This window comes from Alkalibacterium sp. MB6 (genome assembly GCF_009935905.1).
Lineage (GTDB): Bacteria > Bacillota > Bacilli > Lactobacillales > Carnobacteriaceae_A > Alkalibacterium.
In genome coordinates this window covers 17533-37035 of the sequence record NZ_PREX01000016.1, presented here as the reverse complement: position 1 = coordinate 37035, position 19503 = coordinate 17533, and the positions used below count along the sequence as shown (strand labels likewise).

Sequence of the window (19503 nt, the reverse complement as noted above, 5' to 3'; positions counted from 1 at the left end):
TGTTTTAATGAATGAGGTGATTGAGGCGCTTATCTATTCCTCAATCAGCCTCTATTTTCAACCTTACATACTTACATACTGTCGTGGAATGTTCTGCTAATGACATCCATTTGTTGTTCTTTAGTTAGTTTTATAAAGTTAACGGCATAGCCTGATACGCGAATCGTTAATTGCGGGTACTCTTCAGGATGTTCCATTGCATCAAGTAACGTATCACGGTTTAAGGCGTTAACGTTCAAGTGGTGCCCACCTTTTTTCACGTAACCATCTAGCATAGTTGCCAAGTTCCGTCTTTGGACCTCGTCTTCTTTTCCTAGTGCTTTAGGAACAATAGAGAAGGTGTTTGAGATGCCATCCAATGATTCGGAGTAAGGCAGTTTAGCGACTGAGTTCAAACTCGCTAGAGCACCATGAGTGTCTCTTCCGTGAAGCGGGTTAGCACCCGGTGCAAAGGCCACACCCTTGCGTCTTCCGTCAGGCGTATTACCCGTTTTCTTACCGTAAACCACGTTAGATGTAATCGTTAGAATCGATGTGGTATGAACAGCATTGCGGTAAGTTGGGTGTTTTCTCACTTTGCCCATAAATGTTTTTAGTAAGTCGATGGCAATGTCATCAGCACGGTCATCATTGTTACCGTATTTAGGATAATCGCCTTCGATCTCATAATCGACAACTAAGCCGGTCTCGTCTCTAATCACTCTAACTGTTGCATGTTTAATCGCTGATAAGGAGTCTACAGTAACTGAAAAGCCAGCAATACCTGTAGCCATCGTGCGAACGATTTCTGAATCGTGTAAAGCCATTTCCAAACTTTCATAGCTGTATTTATCGTGCATGTAGTGAATGATATTTAATGTATTGATGTACATCCCTGCTAACCAGTCCATAACGGCATGGTATTTCTCAAGCACCTCATCATAATCAAGAATGTCTGACGTAATCGGACGGAAAGCCGGACCAACTTGCGCTTTAGATAGTTCATCGACACCACCATTTATAGCATACAGCAACGCTTTAGCTAAGTTCGCACGTGCCCCAAAGAACTGCATTTGTTTACCGATTGGCATAGCAGATACGCAGCAAGCAATACCGTAGTCGTCTCCCCACTCTTCACGCATGATGTCATCATTTTCGTACTGTACCGCACTACTTTCAATAGAGACTTTAGCACAGTAGTTTTTAAATGACTGTGGCAATTTAGTTGACCACAATACGGTCAAGTTAGGTTCAGGAGCTGGTCCTAAATTAGTTAGCGTATGCAAGAAACGGTAACTGCTTTTAGTGACCAAGTGACGGCCATCCATTCCAACTCCTGCAATAGCTTCCGTTACCCATGTCGGATCCCCTGAAAATAGTTCATTGTATTCTGGCGTACGAGCGAATTTTACTAGGCGTAATTTCATAACGAAATGATCAACTAATTCTTGCGCTTCGACTTCGGTCATCACTCCGTTTTTAATATCTCTTTCTATATAAATATCCAAGAAAGTGGACACACGTCCTAGAGACATCGCTGCACCGTTTTGTTGCTTAATTGCAGCCAAGTAACCCAAGTATAACCATTGGAACGCTTCTTGAGCCGTTAAGGCTGGACGAGAGAGTTCAAATCCATAAATGTTTCCAAGTTCTTTCAATTCATTTAAGGCTTTTAGTTGTTCGCTTAACTCTTCTCTTTTTCTCATAGTCTCTTCAGTCATCATCGCTGTATCCGACTGAGCTTTGTCTGCCAATTTTTCTTTAATTAAACGGTCCACGCCGTAAAGGGCTACTCTTCTGTAGTCACCAATAATACGACCACGACCATAAGCATCTGGTAAGCCAGTGATGACACCACTCTTACGTGCTGCTCGCATCTCTGGAGTATACGCATCAAATACTCCTTGGTTATGTGTTTTTCTATATTCTCTAAACACATGTGACATGTGTGGATCAATTTCATAGCCGTAAGATTCAGCTGCCACTTCACTCATACGAATACCGCCATATGGTTGGAATGATCGTTTAAATGGTTTATCTGTTTGGAAGCCAACCACTTTTTCTTTATCTTCTTTAAGATAGGCAGGTCCGTGAGACGTAATCGTGGATACGATTTCAGTGTCCATATCTAAAACACCGCCAGCATCCCGTTCTAATTTATTTAAATCCATAACCTGAGCCCATAATTCTTCAGTCTCTTTAGTCGGTCCGGCTAAAAATGACTCATCACCATCGTATGGGTTATAATTTGCTTGAATAAAGTTTCTGACGTCGATTGCATCTTTCCATTGTTTGCCTTTGAACCCATCCCATAGCGTATTTATTGTGAATTCTTCCGTACGTTGCTTTTCCATATGAATGTCTCCTTTATATTCAATATTTTTTCATGTTCAATATATCACGACCCTTACATTATAACAAGTGAAGTGTTGAACTTTTGTTTTTGAATCAACCTTTTTCTAGTCAATATAGTTGATAATGTGTTATAGTACATAGCTTTTTCACAAGCTGATTATTCATTTTCCACTGAATCATCACAGAACTCATTTATTAAAAAGAAGTTATTGTACATTATTTGCGTTCTTTACTCTAAGATAGTTAATTAGTGTCCTTTAAGAGTGTAAGGCGCAGCTACACATTGCTTATTCCCCTGTACTATATCAGTTTAAACTTCACACACGAAACTTTGAACGAAATGTTACATACTTTCTGTTGTAAAGTTTTTGAAGTTGGCCCTCCCCTATATTAACCAATCTATTGAGAATGAGAAACTATTTTGTTGTGATAACTGTCACAATATAGACACAAACCTAACTTTTTGTAAGCGAATTCACTATGCTATGATGTGGGTGTAAAGAATTAAAAAAAAAAGAAGTATGACCTGTTAGGATTAAACCTTACTTTTTATAAGTTTGTTAAACCTTGTCGAACTTATATTTTTTTAAAACTACTTGCTCACTACTTCACTAATTTATGGAGGAGATCATTATGGTTAAAGTTTTAGATAAAAAGCAAAAGGAAGAAACAGTACAAGATGCCATTGATGCATTAGTGTTGAATGCGAAGCGTTCACTGGATGAGATGTACACATTGGATCAAGTTCAAATCGATCATATTGTGCAACAAATGGCTCTTGCTGCACTCGATCAACACATGCCTTTAGCAAAATTGGCAGTCGAAGAAACAGGCCGAGGCATATATGAAGACAAAATCATTAAAAACCTATTTGCCTCTGAGTATGTCTACCATAGTATAAAGAATGATAAAACAATTGGTGTGATAAACGAAAACGTTCATGAAGGAACCGTTGAGATTGCTGAACCAGTTGGCGTCATCGCAGGCGTCACACCGGTAACTAACCCAACATCTACGACTATCTTTAAATCAATTATCTCTATCAAAACGGGTAACCCGATTATCTTTGCCTTCCACCCTTCTGCTCAGAAGTCCAGTTCTGCTGCTGCCAGAACGGTTTATGAAGCAGCTGTTAAAGCTGGTGCACCAAAACATTGCATCCAATGGATAGAAAAGCCTTCTGTTGAAGCAACTCAAACCTTAATGAAACATAATGGAGTCGCAACTATTTTAGCAACTGGCGGACAAGGTATGGTGAAATCTGCCTATAGCTCTGGTAAACCAGCACTTGGAGTTGGAGCCGGAAATGTGCCTTGTTATATTGAAAAAACTGCAAACTTAAAACGGGCAGTGAATGACTTAATTCTGTCTAAAACCTTCGATAACGGCATGATTTGTGCATCCGAGCAAGCTGTGATTATCGATAAAGAGATCTACGAGACAGTGAAAAAAGAAATGATTGAAGCTGACTGTCATTTCTTAACAAAAGATGAACGCTTGAAAGTCGAACAGTTAATGGTTTCTGAAACCAATCAATTAAATCCGGATATCGTTGGAAAATCTGCTTACCACATTGCTCAAATGGCTGGTGTAAAGGTTCCTGAACAAACAAAAATCCTATTAGCCGAATATACTGGAGTTGGTCCAGAGTATCCACTATCTAGAGAAAAACTGAGCCCTGTCCTTGCCGCTTATAAAGTCAGTTCTTCAAAAGAAGGTATCCAACGTGCCGCCGAGATGTTGGCATATGGTGGTTTAGGTCATTCTGCGGTTATTCATTCTCATAACGATGCAGTGATCAGTGAGTTCGATAGACGAATGAAAGCAGGTCGTCTCATTGTAAATGCCCCTTCTTCTCAAGGAGCTATTGGTGATATCTATAATGCTTACATCCCTTCCCTTACGTTAGGTTGTGGATCATATGGAGGAAACTCAGTGTCTTCAAACGTCAGTACGATGCATCTCATTAACGTGAAGAAACGGGCATCAAGAACAAACAATATGCAGTGGTTTAAAATCCCACCAAAAGTTTATTTCGAACGTAACTCAGTTCAGTATTTAGCTAAAATGCCAGATATTAAAAAAGCCTTTATTGTCACTGACCCGATGATGGTAGAACTGGGTTATGTAGACCGTGTCTTGTATCATTTAAGAAACCGCACAGACTATGTTCACTGCGAGATCTTCTCAGATGTTGAACCTGACCCTTCAAAAGAAACGGTTTTAAAAGGTGCAGAAGCTATGGCTGCGTTTCAACCTGATGTCATCATCGCTCTTGGTGGAGGTTCACCAATGGATGCTGCTAAAGGCATGTGGTTATTCTACGAACACCCCGATACAGATTTTAACGGCATTAAACAGAAATTCATGGACATTAGAAAGCGCGTGTATAAATACCCTACTTTAGGTGGGAAAGCTCAATTTGTAGCCATTCCAACAACATCTGGTACAGGTTCTGAAGTGACCTCATTTGCCGTTATTACAGATACTGAAACTAATATTAAATACCCATTAGCTGATTATGAATTAACTCCTGACGTAGCAATCATCGATCCACAATTCGTGATGAGTGTGCCCCAAGTGGTTACAGCAGACACAGGGATGGATGTGCTGACTCATGCGATTGAAGCGTATGTCTCTAATATGGCTAATGACTACACTGACGGCTTGGCAATCAAAGCCATCCAATTGGTGTTTGAATACTTGCCAAAAGCATACCGAGATGGCAGTGATGAATTGGCAAGAGAAAAAATGCACAACGCTTCTACTATAGCTGGTATGGCCTTTGCGAATGCTTTCTTAGGTATTAATCATAGTTTAGCTCATAAACTAGGTGCACAATTCCATATCGCTCACGGACGTGCTAATGCGATTTTGATGCCTCATGTGATTCGTTACAACGCTAAGAAGCCAACAAAATTTGTGGCTTTCCCTAAATATGAACACTTTATTGCTGATGTTCGTTACGCCGAAATTGCTAAAGCCTTAAACCTTCCGGCTAGTACAACTGAAGAAGGCGTAGAAAGTTTAATTAATGCTATTCAAAACTTAGCTAAAGAGTTAACTATTCCTATGAGCATTAAAGAAAATGGTGTATCTGAAAAAGAATTCGAAGCGGTGGTGGATGCCATGGCTGAAAGAGCTTTTGAAGACCAATGTACAACGGCTAACCCTAAATTACCTTTGATCACAGAATTAGCTGACGTATACAGAGCCACATTTAAAGGGTAATACCATAACAAAAGAAGCAGCCACTCTAAAAGAGGCTGCTTCTTTTTGTCATGCTATAAAGTCTATTCATTATCTATCTGTAGTGTATCTTTAAGATATGCATCGACTGGTGTACCGTCAGTTTGTTCATCAAATATAAATGAGCCATTACTATAGCGGTCACTGTAGGCATAAGCTTTAGGTGTAATAACCGTACTTTCAGCTTTGTCTGTAACGATGGTCCATTCATCCGTTTCCTTAAGCACATCAATCACCAATGCAATTCGATGAGGTTTATTCTTCAACTCTCGTAAAATGAGGAGTCCCCTCTTCGCACGTGAAATCACGTCAAAGTCAGTGACGTTCATTTTCTTGACAGAACCTCGTTGAGTAACCAATACAACGGGTTTACTGCCTTTAGATGAGTCAAAGATGACCCCGCCCATGACTCTATCCTCTTTCTTGAGGTTGATTGACTTCACTCCACTAGCAATCGATCCAACTAGTGAGACTTCGGAGAGTGGGTAACGTAAGCCGAAGCCCATTTCAGTTGCTAAAAAGACATCCATAGTCGAGTCATCTTCAACATGATAGACACTTAACAAGGCATCCGTGTCTGACTTCAATTTAATAGCTGTTGTAGACCTTGATCGGTATGTTCGCTTAGGTGCATATTCGGACACAAGTGTCTGCTTGATGAAGCCATTTTTCGTTATAAAAACAAACCGGTGACTGTCAGAAAAATCTTTCAATCCGTATACTGCTACGACTTTCTCTTCCTGTGCCAATGAAATGGTTTGAGAGATATGTTCCCCCACATCTTTCCATTTCACATCGGGGAGTTCATGTACTGGTCGATTAATAACATTTCCCTTAGAAGTAAACAAGACAAGTTGATCCAGCGTCGTCAATTTCTCTGAATAAACAGTATAATCGCCTTCTCTTAATCCAATTTCATCAGGATTCGATGCCCCGTAAGATCTTAAGCTAGTGCGTTTCAAATAACCTTCTTTCGTTACTGAAACAACAACTTCTTCCTCTGTGATTAAAACTTCTTTTTCTACTTTTAATTCTTCGATTTCATCTTCAATAACCGTTTGTCTTGGTTTAGCATGAGCTTTTTTAACATCACGTAACTCTTTTTTAATAAGATTCGCCAACGTTTTTTCGTCAGTTAAAATCTTATTGTATTCAGCAATCCGATCAGATAACTCTTTAGCTTCTTTTTGTAACTGAGTAATATCTGTATTGGTTAAACGATATAATTGCAAACTCACGATTGCTTCTGCTTGAGCCTGTGTGAAATCAAAGGCTTCTACGATATTATCTTTAGCATGCGATTTGTTATTGCTTTGTCTAATCACTTTAATTACTTGATCTAAAATGGAAACAGCTTTAATTAACCCTTCAACAATGTGAGCCCGCTTTGAGTCCTTATCGTGAAGGTATTGCGTTCTCTTCAAAATAACTGTTCTCTTATGCGCGAGATACGCATTTAACATCTGAGCTAGGCCAAGTTCTTGGGGCCGTCTCTCATTAATCGCGATCATATTTAAGTTATAAGATACTTGCATATCAGTATTTTTAAGAAGATAAGTCAAAATACCATTGGCGGGTGTATCTTTTTTTAGTTCAATAACAATACGCAAACCCGTACGGTCTGATTCATCTCGCACATCTGCAATCCCGTCGATGCGTTTATTTAAGCGTATTTCATCTATTTTACGAACCATCGTTGCCTTATTTACTTCATACGGCACTTCGGTGATAACGATTTGTTTTTTTCCACCTCGGATAGATTCGATGTCGGTTTTTGAACGGACTACAATTTTTCCGCGCCCCGTTTTGTATGCTTGTTTCAGCCCTTTAAGCCCTTGTATGATACCACCTGTTGGAAAATCTGGTCCTTTTACAAATTCCATAAGCTTATCTACCGAAGCATTGGGATGCGAAACTAAATAGATGCATGCGTCAATCACTTCTTCTAAATTGTGAGGCGGTATGTCCGTTGCATAACCTGCCGATATTCCCGTGGCTCCATTAACTATCAAGTTAGGGAAACGAGCAGGTAAAACAGTTGGCTCATTAGTTGTATCATCAAAATTTAAAACAAACTCAACTGTCTCTTTATCGATATCTTGAAGTAATTCATTTGCGATTTTTGATAACCGCGCTTCCGTGTAACGCATAGCTGCTGGCGGGTCGCCATCCATGCTCCCGTTGTTTCCGTGCATATCAATTAACGGTGTTTTCATTTTCCAATCTTGACTCATTCGAACCATTGCATCATATACACTTGTATCTCCATGAGGGTGGAAGTTACCTATGACGTTACCGACTGTCTTAGCCGATTTGCGGAACCCTTTATCATGAGTGTTCCCTTCAGAAAACATAGCATATAAAATACGACGTTGAACGGGCTTTAATCCGTCTCTTATATCCGGAAGAGCCCTTTCTTGGATGATATATTTTGAATACCGTCCAAAACGATCACCCATGACCTCTTCTAGAGTCATTTCTTGTATTTCTTCTCGCTTATTAACCATCTAATATGATCTACCTTTCTTACAATTGGATTGGATTTTCTTGCTCGTCTAGCACCTCATTATTCTCAAGTATGCTGCCTTCTTCTTCAAGTGAGAATTCCACATTCTCTTCAATCCATTTTCGTCGTGGGTCGACTTTATTGCCCATTAAGACTGAGACACGTCGTTCTGCCTGTGCCACGTCATCAATCGTTACTCGGATAAGTGTACGGCTTTCTGGGTTCATCGTTGTGTCCCACAACTGATCGGCGTTCATCTCACCTAGTCCTTTATACCGCTGAATCATGTACCCTTTGCCTATCGATTCAATGACGCCTTCTAATTCGTCATCCGTCCAAGCATATTCAATCACTTCGCTCTTTCCTCTTCCTTTAGACACTTTATACAAGGGTGGAAGTGCTAGGTATACTTTACCTGCTTCAATAAGTGGTTTCATGTAGCGATAGAAGAATGTCAGCAAAAGCACTTGAATGTGAGCGCCATCCGTATCCGCATCGGTCATAATCACAATTTTATCGTAATTACAGTCTTTTAAATCGAATTCTGGCCCAACTCCAGCTCCTATGGTGTATATCATGGTGCTGATTTCTTCGTTTTTTAATATATCTTGGATATTGGCTTTTTCCGTATTAATGACTTTACCTCTTAATGGTAAAATGGCTTGGAATTTACGGTCACGTCCTTGTTTAGCGGATCCTCCAGCAGAGTCTCCCTCTACCAAGTACAATTCATTTTTCTTAGCGTTTTTACTTTGTGCAGGCGTCAGTTTACCTGAAAGAAGGGTTTCTTGACGCTTACGTTTCTTCCCATTTCTAGAATCTTCTTTTGCTTTACGTGCAGCTTCTCTTGCTTCCCTTGCTTTAATCGCTTTACGAACGATTTGCTGGCTCATGTCTCCATTTTCGGCTAAGAAGAAATTGAACTGTTCAGAAATGACCACATCACATGCGGTTCGTGCTTCTGGCGTACCTAATTTACTCTTCGTTTGCCCTTCAAATTGAAGCACATTCTCAGGAATTCTAATGGACAGAATCATCGACATACCTTCTCTGACATCTGTCCCTTCTAAATTCTTTTCTTTATCCTTTAATAGTCCAACTCGTCTGGCGTATTCATTAAAGGTTTTGGTTAAAGCTGTTTTCGTTCCCACTTCATGAGTTCCACCATCTCTGGTACGCACGTTATTTACAAAACTCAGGACGTTTTCGGAATAACCATCATTGTACTGGAATGCACACTCGACTTCTATCCCATTATGTTCACCTTCAAAATATGCAACAGGTGACAATGTATCTTTTTCTTCGTTTAAATAACTGACAAACTCCTTGATTCCTTCTTCATAAAAGAATGTTTCCTGTTTATCTTTTCGTTCATCGGTAATATTAATTTCAATTCCTTTGAGTAAAAAAGCAGATTCTCTTAATCGTTCGCTTAACAAGCTGAACGAAAACTCCGTCTGTTGGAACATGGTGGAATCAGGTTTAAAATGCACTAGCGTTCCATTTTTACTTTTAGGTGCTTTTTTCTGAGTGACTTTTCCTTTAGGCTTGCCACCATTTACAAATAATTGTGTATACTCTACACCATCCCGGTAGACTTTAACAGTTAGCCATTCGGATAACGCATTTACAACTGATGCACCTACTCCGTGTAAGCCTCCAGATGTTTTGTATCCACCACTCTGGCCAAACTTTCCTCCCGCGTGAAGTACGGTGAAAATAACTTGTATCGTTGGAACACCCGATGAATGCATACCAGTAGGCATCCCTCTGCCGTCATCTTTAATAGAAATACTGTTGTCTTTGTGAATGACGACATCTATTTTAGATCCGAATCCTGCCAGCATTTCATCGACAGCATTGTCGACTATTTCGTAAACCATATGGTGAAGACCTCTTGAGTCTGTGGAACCGATATACATGCCCGGTCGTTTCCGAACAGCATCCAATCCTTCTAAAACTTGAATAGAATGATCATCGTATTGTTTCATTGCCATTAAAATAAACTCTCCTTTAAACGGTCTATAACTATAATTACACGCTAAGAAACAAAGTTAGTCGTTCCTTTAGCTCTTGTTTCGTTTCAGTACAAGCATTATTAATATTACCATATATATCACAATTTGTGTAAAAAACTTATGTTCCCTTTTTAAGAATGTGAGTAATCCTTTCAAACAGGTGTGCATTTAGTCAAAAAAATGGTAAAATTATTCAAGGTAAAAGGAACAGTTTAAGGAGGAACTATTTTGTGGGAAATAGCAGTCATGGTTATTGCTTATTTACTGGGTTCTTTACAACCCGGCTTATGGATCGGTCAATTATTTTTTAAAACAGATATTAGAACCTTAGGCAGCGGAAACACAGGGACGACTAATACGTTTCGTGTATTGGGAGTCAAAGCTGGCATCGTGGTGTTAATTCTTGATATAGCTAAAGGGACGTTAGCTACTCTTATCCCTATTTGGTTAGGTTTAGACATTCACCCCATGTTCGTAGGGGTATTCGCCATTCTCGGTCACGTCTTTTCTCTATTCCTTGGCTTCAAAGGTGGTAAAGCTGTGGCGACAAGTGCAGGTGTTGTTTTAGCCGTGCAACCCTTATTGCTACTCTTTTTCTTGATTATATGGGTTTCTGTCCTGTATTTTTCCAGTATGGTGAGTTTAGCTAGCATCGTGACCCTCATAGTGGCCGCTTTAGCCTCAATCTTTGTCGGTGACTGGGTTTTCACAACGGTTGTATGGTTGGCTATGATTATTGTCATTGTCAGGCATCGGTCTAATATTGTCCGTATTAAAGAAGGTAACGAAAACAAAGTGCCTTGGGGACGCCATCACAAAAAAAGCAAATAAGAAAACAGACCTTCGATCAGCTTGAATCAAGCTAATAAAAGGTCTGTTTTTTTGATTACATTATAGAATATAACGGCTGAGGTCTTTGTCTTCAACAATATGACCGATTTTGTCTTCTACATACTTTTGAGTGATTTTCACTTCACCCATTGTCATATCAGGTGCTTCAAAGAGTAAATCTTCCAGAAGTCTTTCTAATATAGTATGGAGTCGTCTTGCACCAATGTTGTCAGTTGATTCATTGACATCAAAGGCAATTTCTGCAACTTTTTCAATGGCATCCATTGTAAAGATAACAGATATATTTTCGGTTTCAAGTAATGCTCGGTACTGCTTAATTAAAGCATTTTCTGGTTCAGTCAGTATTTTAACAAAATCATCTTTTGTTAAATCATTTAACTCGACACGAATTGGAAAACGACCTTGCAACTCTGGAATTAAATCGCTTGGTTTAGACATATGGAAAGCACCTGATCCAATAAATAAAATATGATCGGTATTGACTGTCCCATATTTCGTTCTAACTGCTGAGCCTTCAACGATAGGCAAGATATCTCTTTGTACCCCTTCACGTGACACTTGACCACTGTTTTGCTGGCCTTTGGAAGTGATTTTATCAATTTCGTCAATAAAGATAATACCAGAATTTTCTGTTAAACGAACTGCATCTGCGTTAATATCTTCTTCATTAATTAATTTGTCTGCTTCTTCTTCAGTAAAGATGTCTACAGCTTCTTTAACTGTTACTTTTCTCTTCACTTTCTTCGTTGGAGTTAATTGACCAAGGGTTTCTGATAAATCAATACCCATTTGTTCAAGAGGGGCATTCATTGTATTGGTTTTCTTCTTCTCTGCTACTTTTATTTCCAGTTCACGGTTATCCAGTATTCCTTTTTGAATTTGCTCTTTTAATTCATCGCGTTTAGATGAAATATCAGAGGTAACCGTTTCTTCTTCTTCCTCTTCAGGACCTTGTGGGAATTGAGACGGATCCATGCCCATTCCTTTAAACATACTAGCAAACGGGTTATTATCTTGGCTTTTCTCTTTCTTGATTCCTGGTGCTAGAGCTTTTGCTACACGCTCAATGGCACGTTTTTCTGCTCGACTTCTCACGTTGCTTCTGTATTCCTCACGCACTAAAGCGATAGAAGCTTCTGTTAAATCACGGACCATGGATTCAACGTCTCGTCCAATGTAACCCACTTCAGTGAATTTAGTGGCTTCGACTTTAATAAAGGGTGCATCGACAATGTATGCCAACCGGCGGGCAATTTCTGTCTTACCAATACCTGTTGCTCCAATCATTAAGATGTTTTTAGGCGTAATGTCTCGTTGCATGTCTTCGTCTAGTTTCAATCGACGGTAACGATTACGTAAAGCAACAGCGACAGCTTTTTTTGCATCACCTTGTCCAACAATATATTGGTCTAAGCGACTAACAATTTCTCTAGGCGTTAAGTCATTTCTCGTTCTCATATACATGTCTCCTTATAGTGTTTCTGTAATGATTGTGTCATTCGTATAAACACAGATATCAGCTGCTATTTTTAGACTAGCATGTGAAATATCTTCTGCAGTTAACGACTCACCGTGCAGTTTTAACGCACGAGCGGCAGATAAGGCAAAATTACCACCAGAACCAATGCCTAAAATACCGTCATCTGGTTGAATGACTTCACCGTTTCCTGAAATCAATAGCATTTGTTCCTTATTCATAACAATCAGTAACGCTTCTAAATTTTTCATCATTTTATCTGTGCGCCATTCTTGAGCCAACTCGACAGCAGCTCTCATTAAATGACCGTTGTATTGGTTTAAATAGCCTTCAAATTTTTCTTCAAGAGTAAAGGCATCTGCTACACTACCAGCAAAACCAACAAGCACTTCACCGTTAAAAATCTTTCTGACTTTTTTTGCTGTGCTTTTCATCACTACCTGCTCGCCCATGGTGACTTGACCGTCACCGGACATCGCACTTTTACCATTGTGTTGTATAGCTAGTATCGTTGTCATATCGTATTCCTCCAGTTATTCTCTAGATTTAAGAGACTCTACGCTCTCGGATGAAACGCATTATAGTCTTTTTGAAGATGTTCCGTCGTGACGTGGGTATAAATTTGCGTGGATGCTAGACTCTTGTGTCCTAATAACTCTTGGACTGTTCTTATATCTGCTCCGTTATTCAGTAAATGAGTCGCAAAGGTGTGTCTTAACATATGCGGGGAGATGCTACTGGTTAATGTGCTCTTTTTAATCAATTCTGTTAAGACATATTGGATACCGTTTTGTGTAATTTGATCCCCATGATGATTGACAAAAACGTAAGGGTGATCTTTACTATAAGTCTCCATCAGCTGATGTCTACCTTGTTCAATATACACCTTTAAAGCTTCACTTGCATAATGACCAAAAGGAATGTAGCGTTCTTTGTTGCCCTTTCCTTTAACGAATAGCATGCCCATAGGAAAATCAATATCATCCATTTTAATCCCTTGGCACTCACTGACTCGAATACCCGTCCCATATAACAATTCAAGCAAGGCTTGGTTTCGTAGTTCAAGAGGAGATTCTCCTTCAGCTGCCTTAAATAAAGCCTCCATTTCTTCTTCATAGAAAAAAGTAGGTAAGCGTGACCCTCTCTTTTTGACTTGCAAATAAGAGAACGGGTTGTCTTTCACTAGTTCATTATTTAATAGAAACTGATAAAAAGCTCTCATACTGGAAATTTTTCTTGAGATGGATGTACGTGAATAGTTTTTATCCGTTAAAAAACTCAAATAAATGCGAGCATCTGACAAATTGACGTTTAATATATCCTCTTCACCTGTGTCTTTTAAAAAGGAGTGAAAGGCAAGCAAATCGTTAATATAGGCTTCATTCGTGTGTTCAGAGTAGTGGCGTTCATTTAGTAAATAGGAAGAAAATAAATCAATCCATTTGTTGGACATAGCTGTCTCACCTCACTCCCTTCATTTTATCATATTTCTGTCACCTATTCATGACCTTTTAATGAAAGAGAAGGAAAGACTGATTAAAAGGCCTCCTGCTATCATTGTCTCAAATGATGGCAAGGGCCTTTTTCAGTTCTATTTAATTAATGCACTCTTATTTCTGAACAGCTTCTTCATAATCACAATTCGAACATTTAACTTGGCGTTGACTCTTCGTCGCTTTCTCAACAAGATAATGCTCGCATTTTGGACAGTCTCTGCCAATTGGTTTGTCCCAAGAAGTGAATTCACAATCAGGGTAGCGTTCGCAACCATAAAAGATTCGACTCTTCTTAGATTTTCTCTCGACGACTTCACCTTTTTTACATGTCGGACACGTCACACCGATTTTCTTCACAATTGGTTTCGTGTTACGGCAGTCCGGGAAGTTCGAACACGCATGGAACTTACCATACCGACCCATTTTAATGACCATTGGACTGCCACATTTTTCACAGTCAAAGCCAGCTGGTTCATCTTCAATTTCAACTTCTTCTACTTCTTCAACCGCTTTGTCTACTTCTTTTTTAAAGGGCTTATAGAATTGATCGATAATATCAACCCACTCACGCTTACCTTCTTCAACCGAATCCAAATCTTTTTCAAGTTCAGCTGTGAAGTTTACATCGACGATATCAGGGAAGAACTCCGCAATGATTTCATTAACGATTTCGCCTAATTCAGTTGGCTCAAAGCGCTTGTTTTTCAATGCCACATAATAACGGCGCTGAATGGTTTCAAGAGTCGGTGCATAAGTTGACGGACGACCCACTCCATTTTCTTCTAAAGTCTTAATCAAGGTTGCTTCACTGTAACGAGCTGGTGGCTGAGTAAAGTGTTGGTTGGGCTCCATAGAATCCAGTTGGATACGGTCCCCTTCTTCCAAATCTGGAAGCATGTTATCTTTTTCAGTCTTGCTGTCTTGGTAAACCATTTGATACCCTTTAAACTTGATCTTGGATCCATTTGCGCGGAACGTCACACCGTTTTGTTCAATATCAACACGCATCGTGTCATAAACAGCCGGTTTCATCTGACTGGCAATAAACCTTGACCAAATCAAGCTGTACAACTTCATCTGATCTTTAGACAAGTATTTTTCAATATCAGCTGGTTTACGCATCGCACTAGTCGGACGAATGGCCTCGTGGGCATCCTGAGCCGATTTTTGCTTACTTTGCTTGAGTTGCGTCGTCGCGGCATACTCTTTGCCAAATTCAGATAAGATTAACTCATTGGCCTGTTCTTTCGCTGTTTCTGACAGACGAGTCGAATCCGTACGCATGTAGGTAATTAAACCAACTGCTCCACCTCGACCAATGTTGATTCCTTCGTATAGCTGCTGAGCAACCATCATGGTCTTTCTTGTTCGGAAGTTTAATTTACCAGCGGCTTCTTGCTGAAGGCTCGATGTGGTAAAGGACGGTAAAGGGTTTCGTTTTCTTTCCTTCTTAATGACACTTGTGACATCCCAGTCCTGGCTTTTATCTAATTGATTCAAGACATCTTGAACAGAGTCATTGTTAGGTAGAGCATGCTTTTTACCGTTCAGGCCATAAAAGTTAGCTTGAAATTTTTTGCGGTTTTTCATGAAATTCGCTTCAATTGACCAGTATTCTTCCGGCTTGAACGTTCTAATCTCATTTTCTCTATCGCAAATCATCTTTAATGCAACCGATTGAACTCGTCCTGCACTTAGTCCACGTTTCACTTTTTTCCATAATAATGGACTGATTTGATAACCAACAATGCGGTCCAATATGCGTCTAGCTTGTTGGGAATCGATTAAATCTTCATTTAAGTGTCTTGGATTTTTTAATGCTTCTTTGACGGCCTCTTTGGTAATCTCATTAAAGACAACACGGTTTTTCTCTTTATTATCTAAGTCCAGAAGAAAGCTGAGATGCCATGCGATGGCTTCTCCTTCTCTATCCGGGTCAGCTGCGAGAAAGATTTTTTCAGCTTTTTTCGCGTGCTTTTTCAACTCTTTAATGACTGGACCCTTACCTCTTATAGTAATATAATCGGGTTCATAGTTATTTTCAAAGTCGATACCCATTCTACTTTTCGGCAAATCACGGATATGACCCAGGCTGGCTACCACTTTATAATTTCTTCCAAGGTACTTTTCAATGGTTTTTGCCTTAGCGGGTGATTCCACGATTACTAAATATTTAAAAGCCAAATTGCAGGCTCCTCCCTTTTTTGTATCTAACAGTTTAATCTTTTTTATATACGTTGTATCTCACTTAAGAATCGCTTATCATAATATGCCATAATGAATGGACTTGTCAACTTTGTTTTTCGCTTTTCGGAAAAATAATGACTTTATTCTGTCCAATTCATTAATATATCTTCTCCAGAAGTCACTGGAATTGCGCCTAATTTGAGCAATTCATTACACCCACCTGACAAATCAGACAAGATGGAACCTGGTATAGAAAAAACATCTCGTCCTTCTTCAAGAGCCATGCGAGCAGTAATGAGGCTGCCACTTCTTTCACGGCTTTCCACGACCAATACCCCTTTTGACAAACCTGCAATAATTCGGTTTCTCATGGGGAAATGGTGCTTCTTAGGAGCCGTTTTGAGTGGGTATTCTGATATGAGTAAATGCGATTGACTAATCAATGATTGAAGATCTCGGTTCTCTCTAGGATAGCATACATCTAAACCTGTGCCGATGACAGCTATTGTTTCGCCGCCTCCATTTATAGTCAATTCGTGTGCCGCCCGGTCTATGCCTTTCGCTAAGCCACTTGTAATCACCAACGATGAATCCACTAAAGGTGGCAACAGCTTTTTCAACGCATGGATTCCGTAAGCCGAACATTCCCGAGCACCAACGACTCCTAAACTTATTCTCTTTAAAAGAGAAGCGTTCCCTTTTATAAATAATATAAAGGGTGGATCGTAACTATGTTCAAGCATATATGGATAATCAGCTGATCCTAAACACACGTAGTCAATAGATGCCCTCTTGTACTGATCTTTAAGTTGCATTATAGGAGTATTTTTGAGGTAACGCAAAAAAGATGCTCGTTTCTCTGAAGCGACATTAGCCTGAAGTGCTCGTTTAGGCGCTTTATCTTTCATGTCAGGATAAAGAAAAACAAGCATAGACCATTTTTCCTGTCGAGTCAACTGTGAGTAGTGACTAGTTAATAATATAATGTCTTCTTTTGTTAATAGATACATCATGCATTCTCCTTAATAAATAAAAATAAGTTTCTATCTATTTTATTACCCAAAAAAGATAGAAACTCATTATTTTTATTTATTAAGATTTTCTTAAGTAGTCACTGACTGGCTTAAATGACACCCGATGGATAGGCGTTGCACCGACAGTTTTCAGACCCTCTAAGTGCTCTTTTGTACCATAACCAGCATTATGCTCAAAACCAAATTCTGGATAAAGTTGCGCATAATCACTCATCAATTGATCTCGTTTTACTTTGGCAACTATGGAGGCTGCAGCAATAGAAATGCTTTTAGCATCGCCTTTTATGATACTCAATTGAGGGATTGGTGCATCAATTGACATGGCATCTACCAGTAAAAAATCAGGTTGGTGAGACAAGCCAAAAACGGCCTCTTTCATAGATAATCTGGTTGCTTGATAAATGTTTAATCGGTCAATATCTTGTGCTGAAATGATTGAATAATGAATGGACACAGCTTGTTCACAAATGCGTTTTGCCCACTTTTCTCTTTCGGTTTTGCTCAACTGTTTGGAATCGTTTATGCCAACTAAATCACACTCTTTTGGTAAGATGACGGCTGCAGAAACAACCGGTCCAGCAAGCGGACCTCTGCCGACTTCGTCTACTCCAGCAATGTGTTGATAGCCTTTTTGACGGGCTTCTCGTTCATAGTGTTGCATAGTAAAAAATTGGTTTTCTAATTCTTTCTGCTTCTGTTGGCGTGTGTCCCACGTTTTAATGGCCTGCTGGACGCCTTTCCGGGGGTCCAACCTTAATTCTGCGACTGCTTCATCGGTCAATACCGTGTCACTCATTAATAACTCTTTGATTGCTTTAATCGTCTGAGGCTTCTGGTTTGATGTCGTCTGGTGTTTCAAATGTCATTCTTCCTAACTGTCCGTTTCTTAATTCATAAATAAACATATCTGCGCCACGTTCATAGTCATCTTTAAATCCGCGCTTATGAGTAATGGACATTAATAAGTCTGGTAAGTCTTGCTCTTGTTCCTCTTCAGTAGTTAATTTATACCTCTCAGCCATCGATCCTGGATAGTTTACACGGATATAACCCATAGCGTACAACGCAATATCATCCAAATGAAGCAAGGTGTCTTTTATTGCACCGGTAACAGCCAGTCGTTTAGCGACTTCCTGATCTTCAAATTTAGGCCATAAAATACCCGGGGTATCCAGTAACTCCAACTCTTTCCCATATTTAATCCACTGCTGTGCCTTAGTCACGCCAGGCTTGTTGCCCGTTCTGGCAATGTTTTTTCTGGCAAAGCGATTAATTAAGGTTGACTTTCCTACGTTCGGTATCCCGACACAGACTGCTCTTATTGCTCGAGGTTTCATGCCTTTACTTTCCCACTTGTCGTATAGAGGCTGCAGAACCTTTTTAGTCAATTTCATGACTTCTTTCAATCCTTGGCCTTCTTTAGCATTGATTGAAAGGGCAGCTATGCCTTGTTTCTCATATTCACTTATCCACTGATTTGTGCGTTTTGGATCCGCTAAATCACTTTTCATTAGTACGACAATACGTGGTTTATTTCCGATTAAATCATCTAAATCGGGGTTCTTACTTGAATAGGGAATCCGTGCATCGACTAACTCGTAAACCACATCAACTAATTTTAACTTTTCTTGAAATTGTCTTTTTGCTTTGGCCATATGACCTGGATACCATTGTATCAACACGTTAAAACGTCCTTTCACTTGCCTATTTCTTCCTAAACTAACTCGGTTGGTACAATTAATCTACGAAACCAAATCTATCCAGTGGCCATATACGTAAACGAGTACTTCCCGTTACGGTTTCTTCGTCTATAAAGCCAAATGACCGACTGTCTTTTGAGTTTACCCGGTTATCGCCTAATACAAAGTAACTGCCTTCTGGTACTGTTTCTACACCACGAAGAGATTCCAATGAAAAATCCCCATTGTATATGTCAATGAGTCCATCGCTCTCTCCAGATAAATCGACATATGGTTCGTCAATTGCTTTTCCATTCACATAAAGAATTTGATCCCGGTATTCTATAGTGTCACCAGCTACTCCTATGACTCGCTTAATAAATTGAACACTTGGATCTTCAGGTGAAGGGAAAACAATAATATCAAAGCGATCCGTTGATGATACCTTGTTTAATACAAGACGGTCTTTGCGAACGAGAGTCGGGTTCATCGAATCACCTTCTACACTGACTGGAGCAAACAAAAACGTTCTAATCGCAACGAATAACCCCGTAATAACGATAATATATAGAAAGGTACTAAGGAGCTCGTTAATGAAGGGTTTCTTTTCCACTGTTTTTTTCTTTTTACCATGCTGGTCCCTTCTAGGGTTAAATGATTCATTCATGTAC

The 19503-nt window shown here is 39.5% G+C and carries 13 protein-coding genes; 2 read left to right on the top strand and 11 right to left on the bottom strand.

The features are described from left to right. Positions 1-71 precede the first annotated feature (71 nt). Positions 72-2333 (bottom strand): formate C-acetyltransferase, encoded by a 2262-nt coding sequence (gene pflB, locus C3945_RS07445; RefSeq protein ID WP_161879069.1) that lies wholly within the window; start codon positions 2331-2333, stop codon positions 72-74. A gap of 634 nt (positions 2334-2967) precedes the next feature. Here pflB and adhE point away from each other — a divergent pair. Then, positions 2968-5565, top strand: a complete 2598-nt coding sequence (gene adhE / locus C3945_RS07440) for a bifunctional acetaldehyde-CoA/alcohol dehydrogenase (protein WP_161879068.1) — start codon at positions 2968-2970, stop codon at positions 5563-5565. Positions 5566-5627: 62 nt separating this feature from the next. Here adhE and parC read toward each other — a convergent pair whose 3' ends face one another. Together parC and parE are read right to left on the bottom strand one after the other, a co-directional pair. Then, the gene (parC, locus tag C3945_RS07435; protein ID WP_161879067.1) at positions 5628-8090 is read right to left on the bottom strand and encodes a DNA topoisomerase IV subunit A; all 2463 of its coding nucleotides are present in this window, start codon (positions 8088-8090) and stop codon (positions 5628-5630) included. A gap of 19 nt (positions 8091-8109) precedes the next feature. Beyond that, the gene (parE, locus tag C3945_RS07430; protein WP_161879066.1) at positions 8110-10086 is read right to left on the bottom strand and encodes a DNA topoisomerase IV subunit B; all 1977 of its coding nucleotides are present in this window, start codon (positions 10084-10086) and stop codon (positions 8110-8112) included. Between the two features lie 267 nt (positions 10087-10353). Here parE and plsY point away from each other — a divergent pair, with 267 nt between their 5' ends. Next, the gene (gene plsY / locus C3945_RS07425) at positions 10354-10938 is read left to right on the top strand and encodes a glycerol-3-phosphate 1-O-acyltransferase PlsY (protein ID WP_442862167.1); all 585 of its coding nucleotides are present in this window, start codon (positions 10354-10356) and stop codon (positions 10936-10938) included. Positions 10939-10998: 60 nt separating this feature from the next. Here plsY and hslU read toward each other — a convergent pair whose 3' ends face one another. The 8 genes from hslU to lepB all read right to left on the bottom strand — a co-directional run bounded on the left by hslU (position 10999) and on the right by lepB (position 19499). Continuing rightward, positions 10999-12417 (bottom strand): ATP-dependent protease ATPase subunit HslU, encoded by a 1419-nt coding sequence (gene hslU, locus C3945_RS07420; RefSeq protein WP_161879064.1) that lies wholly within the window; start codon positions 12415-12417, stop codon positions 10999-11001. A 12-nt stretch (positions 12418-12429) separates the two neighbouring features. Beyond that, a complete protein-coding gene (gene hslV / locus C3945_RS07415; RefSeq protein WP_161879063.1) occupies positions 12430-12954 on the bottom strand; it encodes an HslVU peptidase proteolytic subunit in 525 nt (174 codons plus the stop codon). 38 nt (positions 12955-12992) lie between these two features. Further along, positions 12993-13889, bottom strand: coding sequence for a tyrosine recombinase XerC (xerC, locus tag C3945_RS07410; RefSeq protein ID WP_161879062.1), 897 nt, complete (start codon positions 13887-13889; stop codon positions 12993-12995). A 157-nt stretch (positions 13890-14046) separates the two neighbouring features. Further along, complete coding sequence (gene topA, locus C3945_RS07405; RefSeq protein WP_161879061.1) at positions 14047-16116, bottom strand: type I DNA topoisomerase; 2070 nt, start codon at positions 16114-16116, stop codon at positions 14047-14049. A gap of 143 nt (positions 16117-16259) precedes the next feature. Next, a complete protein-coding gene (dprA, locus tag C3945_RS07400; protein ID WP_161879060.1) occupies positions 16260-17129 on the bottom strand; it encodes a DNA-processing protein DprA in 870 nt (289 codons plus the stop codon). Between the two features lie 82 nt (positions 17130-17211). Continuing rightward, on the bottom strand, positions 17212-17949 hold the full coding sequence (locus tag C3945_RS07395) for a ribonuclease HII (protein ID WP_161879092.1): 738 nt from the start codon (positions 17947-17949) through the stop codon (positions 17212-17214). 19 nt (positions 17950-17968) lie between these two features. After that, positions 17969-18835 carry a ribosome biogenesis GTPase YlqF gene (gene ylqF, locus C3945_RS07390; protein ID WP_161879059.1) on the bottom strand — a complete coding sequence of 289 codons (867 nt, stop codon included), beginning with the start codon at positions 18833-18835 and terminating at the stop codon, positions 17969-17971. 55 nt (positions 18836-18890) lie between these two features. Continuing rightward, positions 18891-19499 (bottom strand): signal peptidase I, encoded by a 609-nt coding sequence (lepB, locus tag C3945_RS07385; protein WP_161879058.1) that lies wholly within the window; start codon positions 19497-19499, stop codon positions 18891-18893. Between the last annotated feature and the right edge of the window lie 4 nt (positions 19500-19503).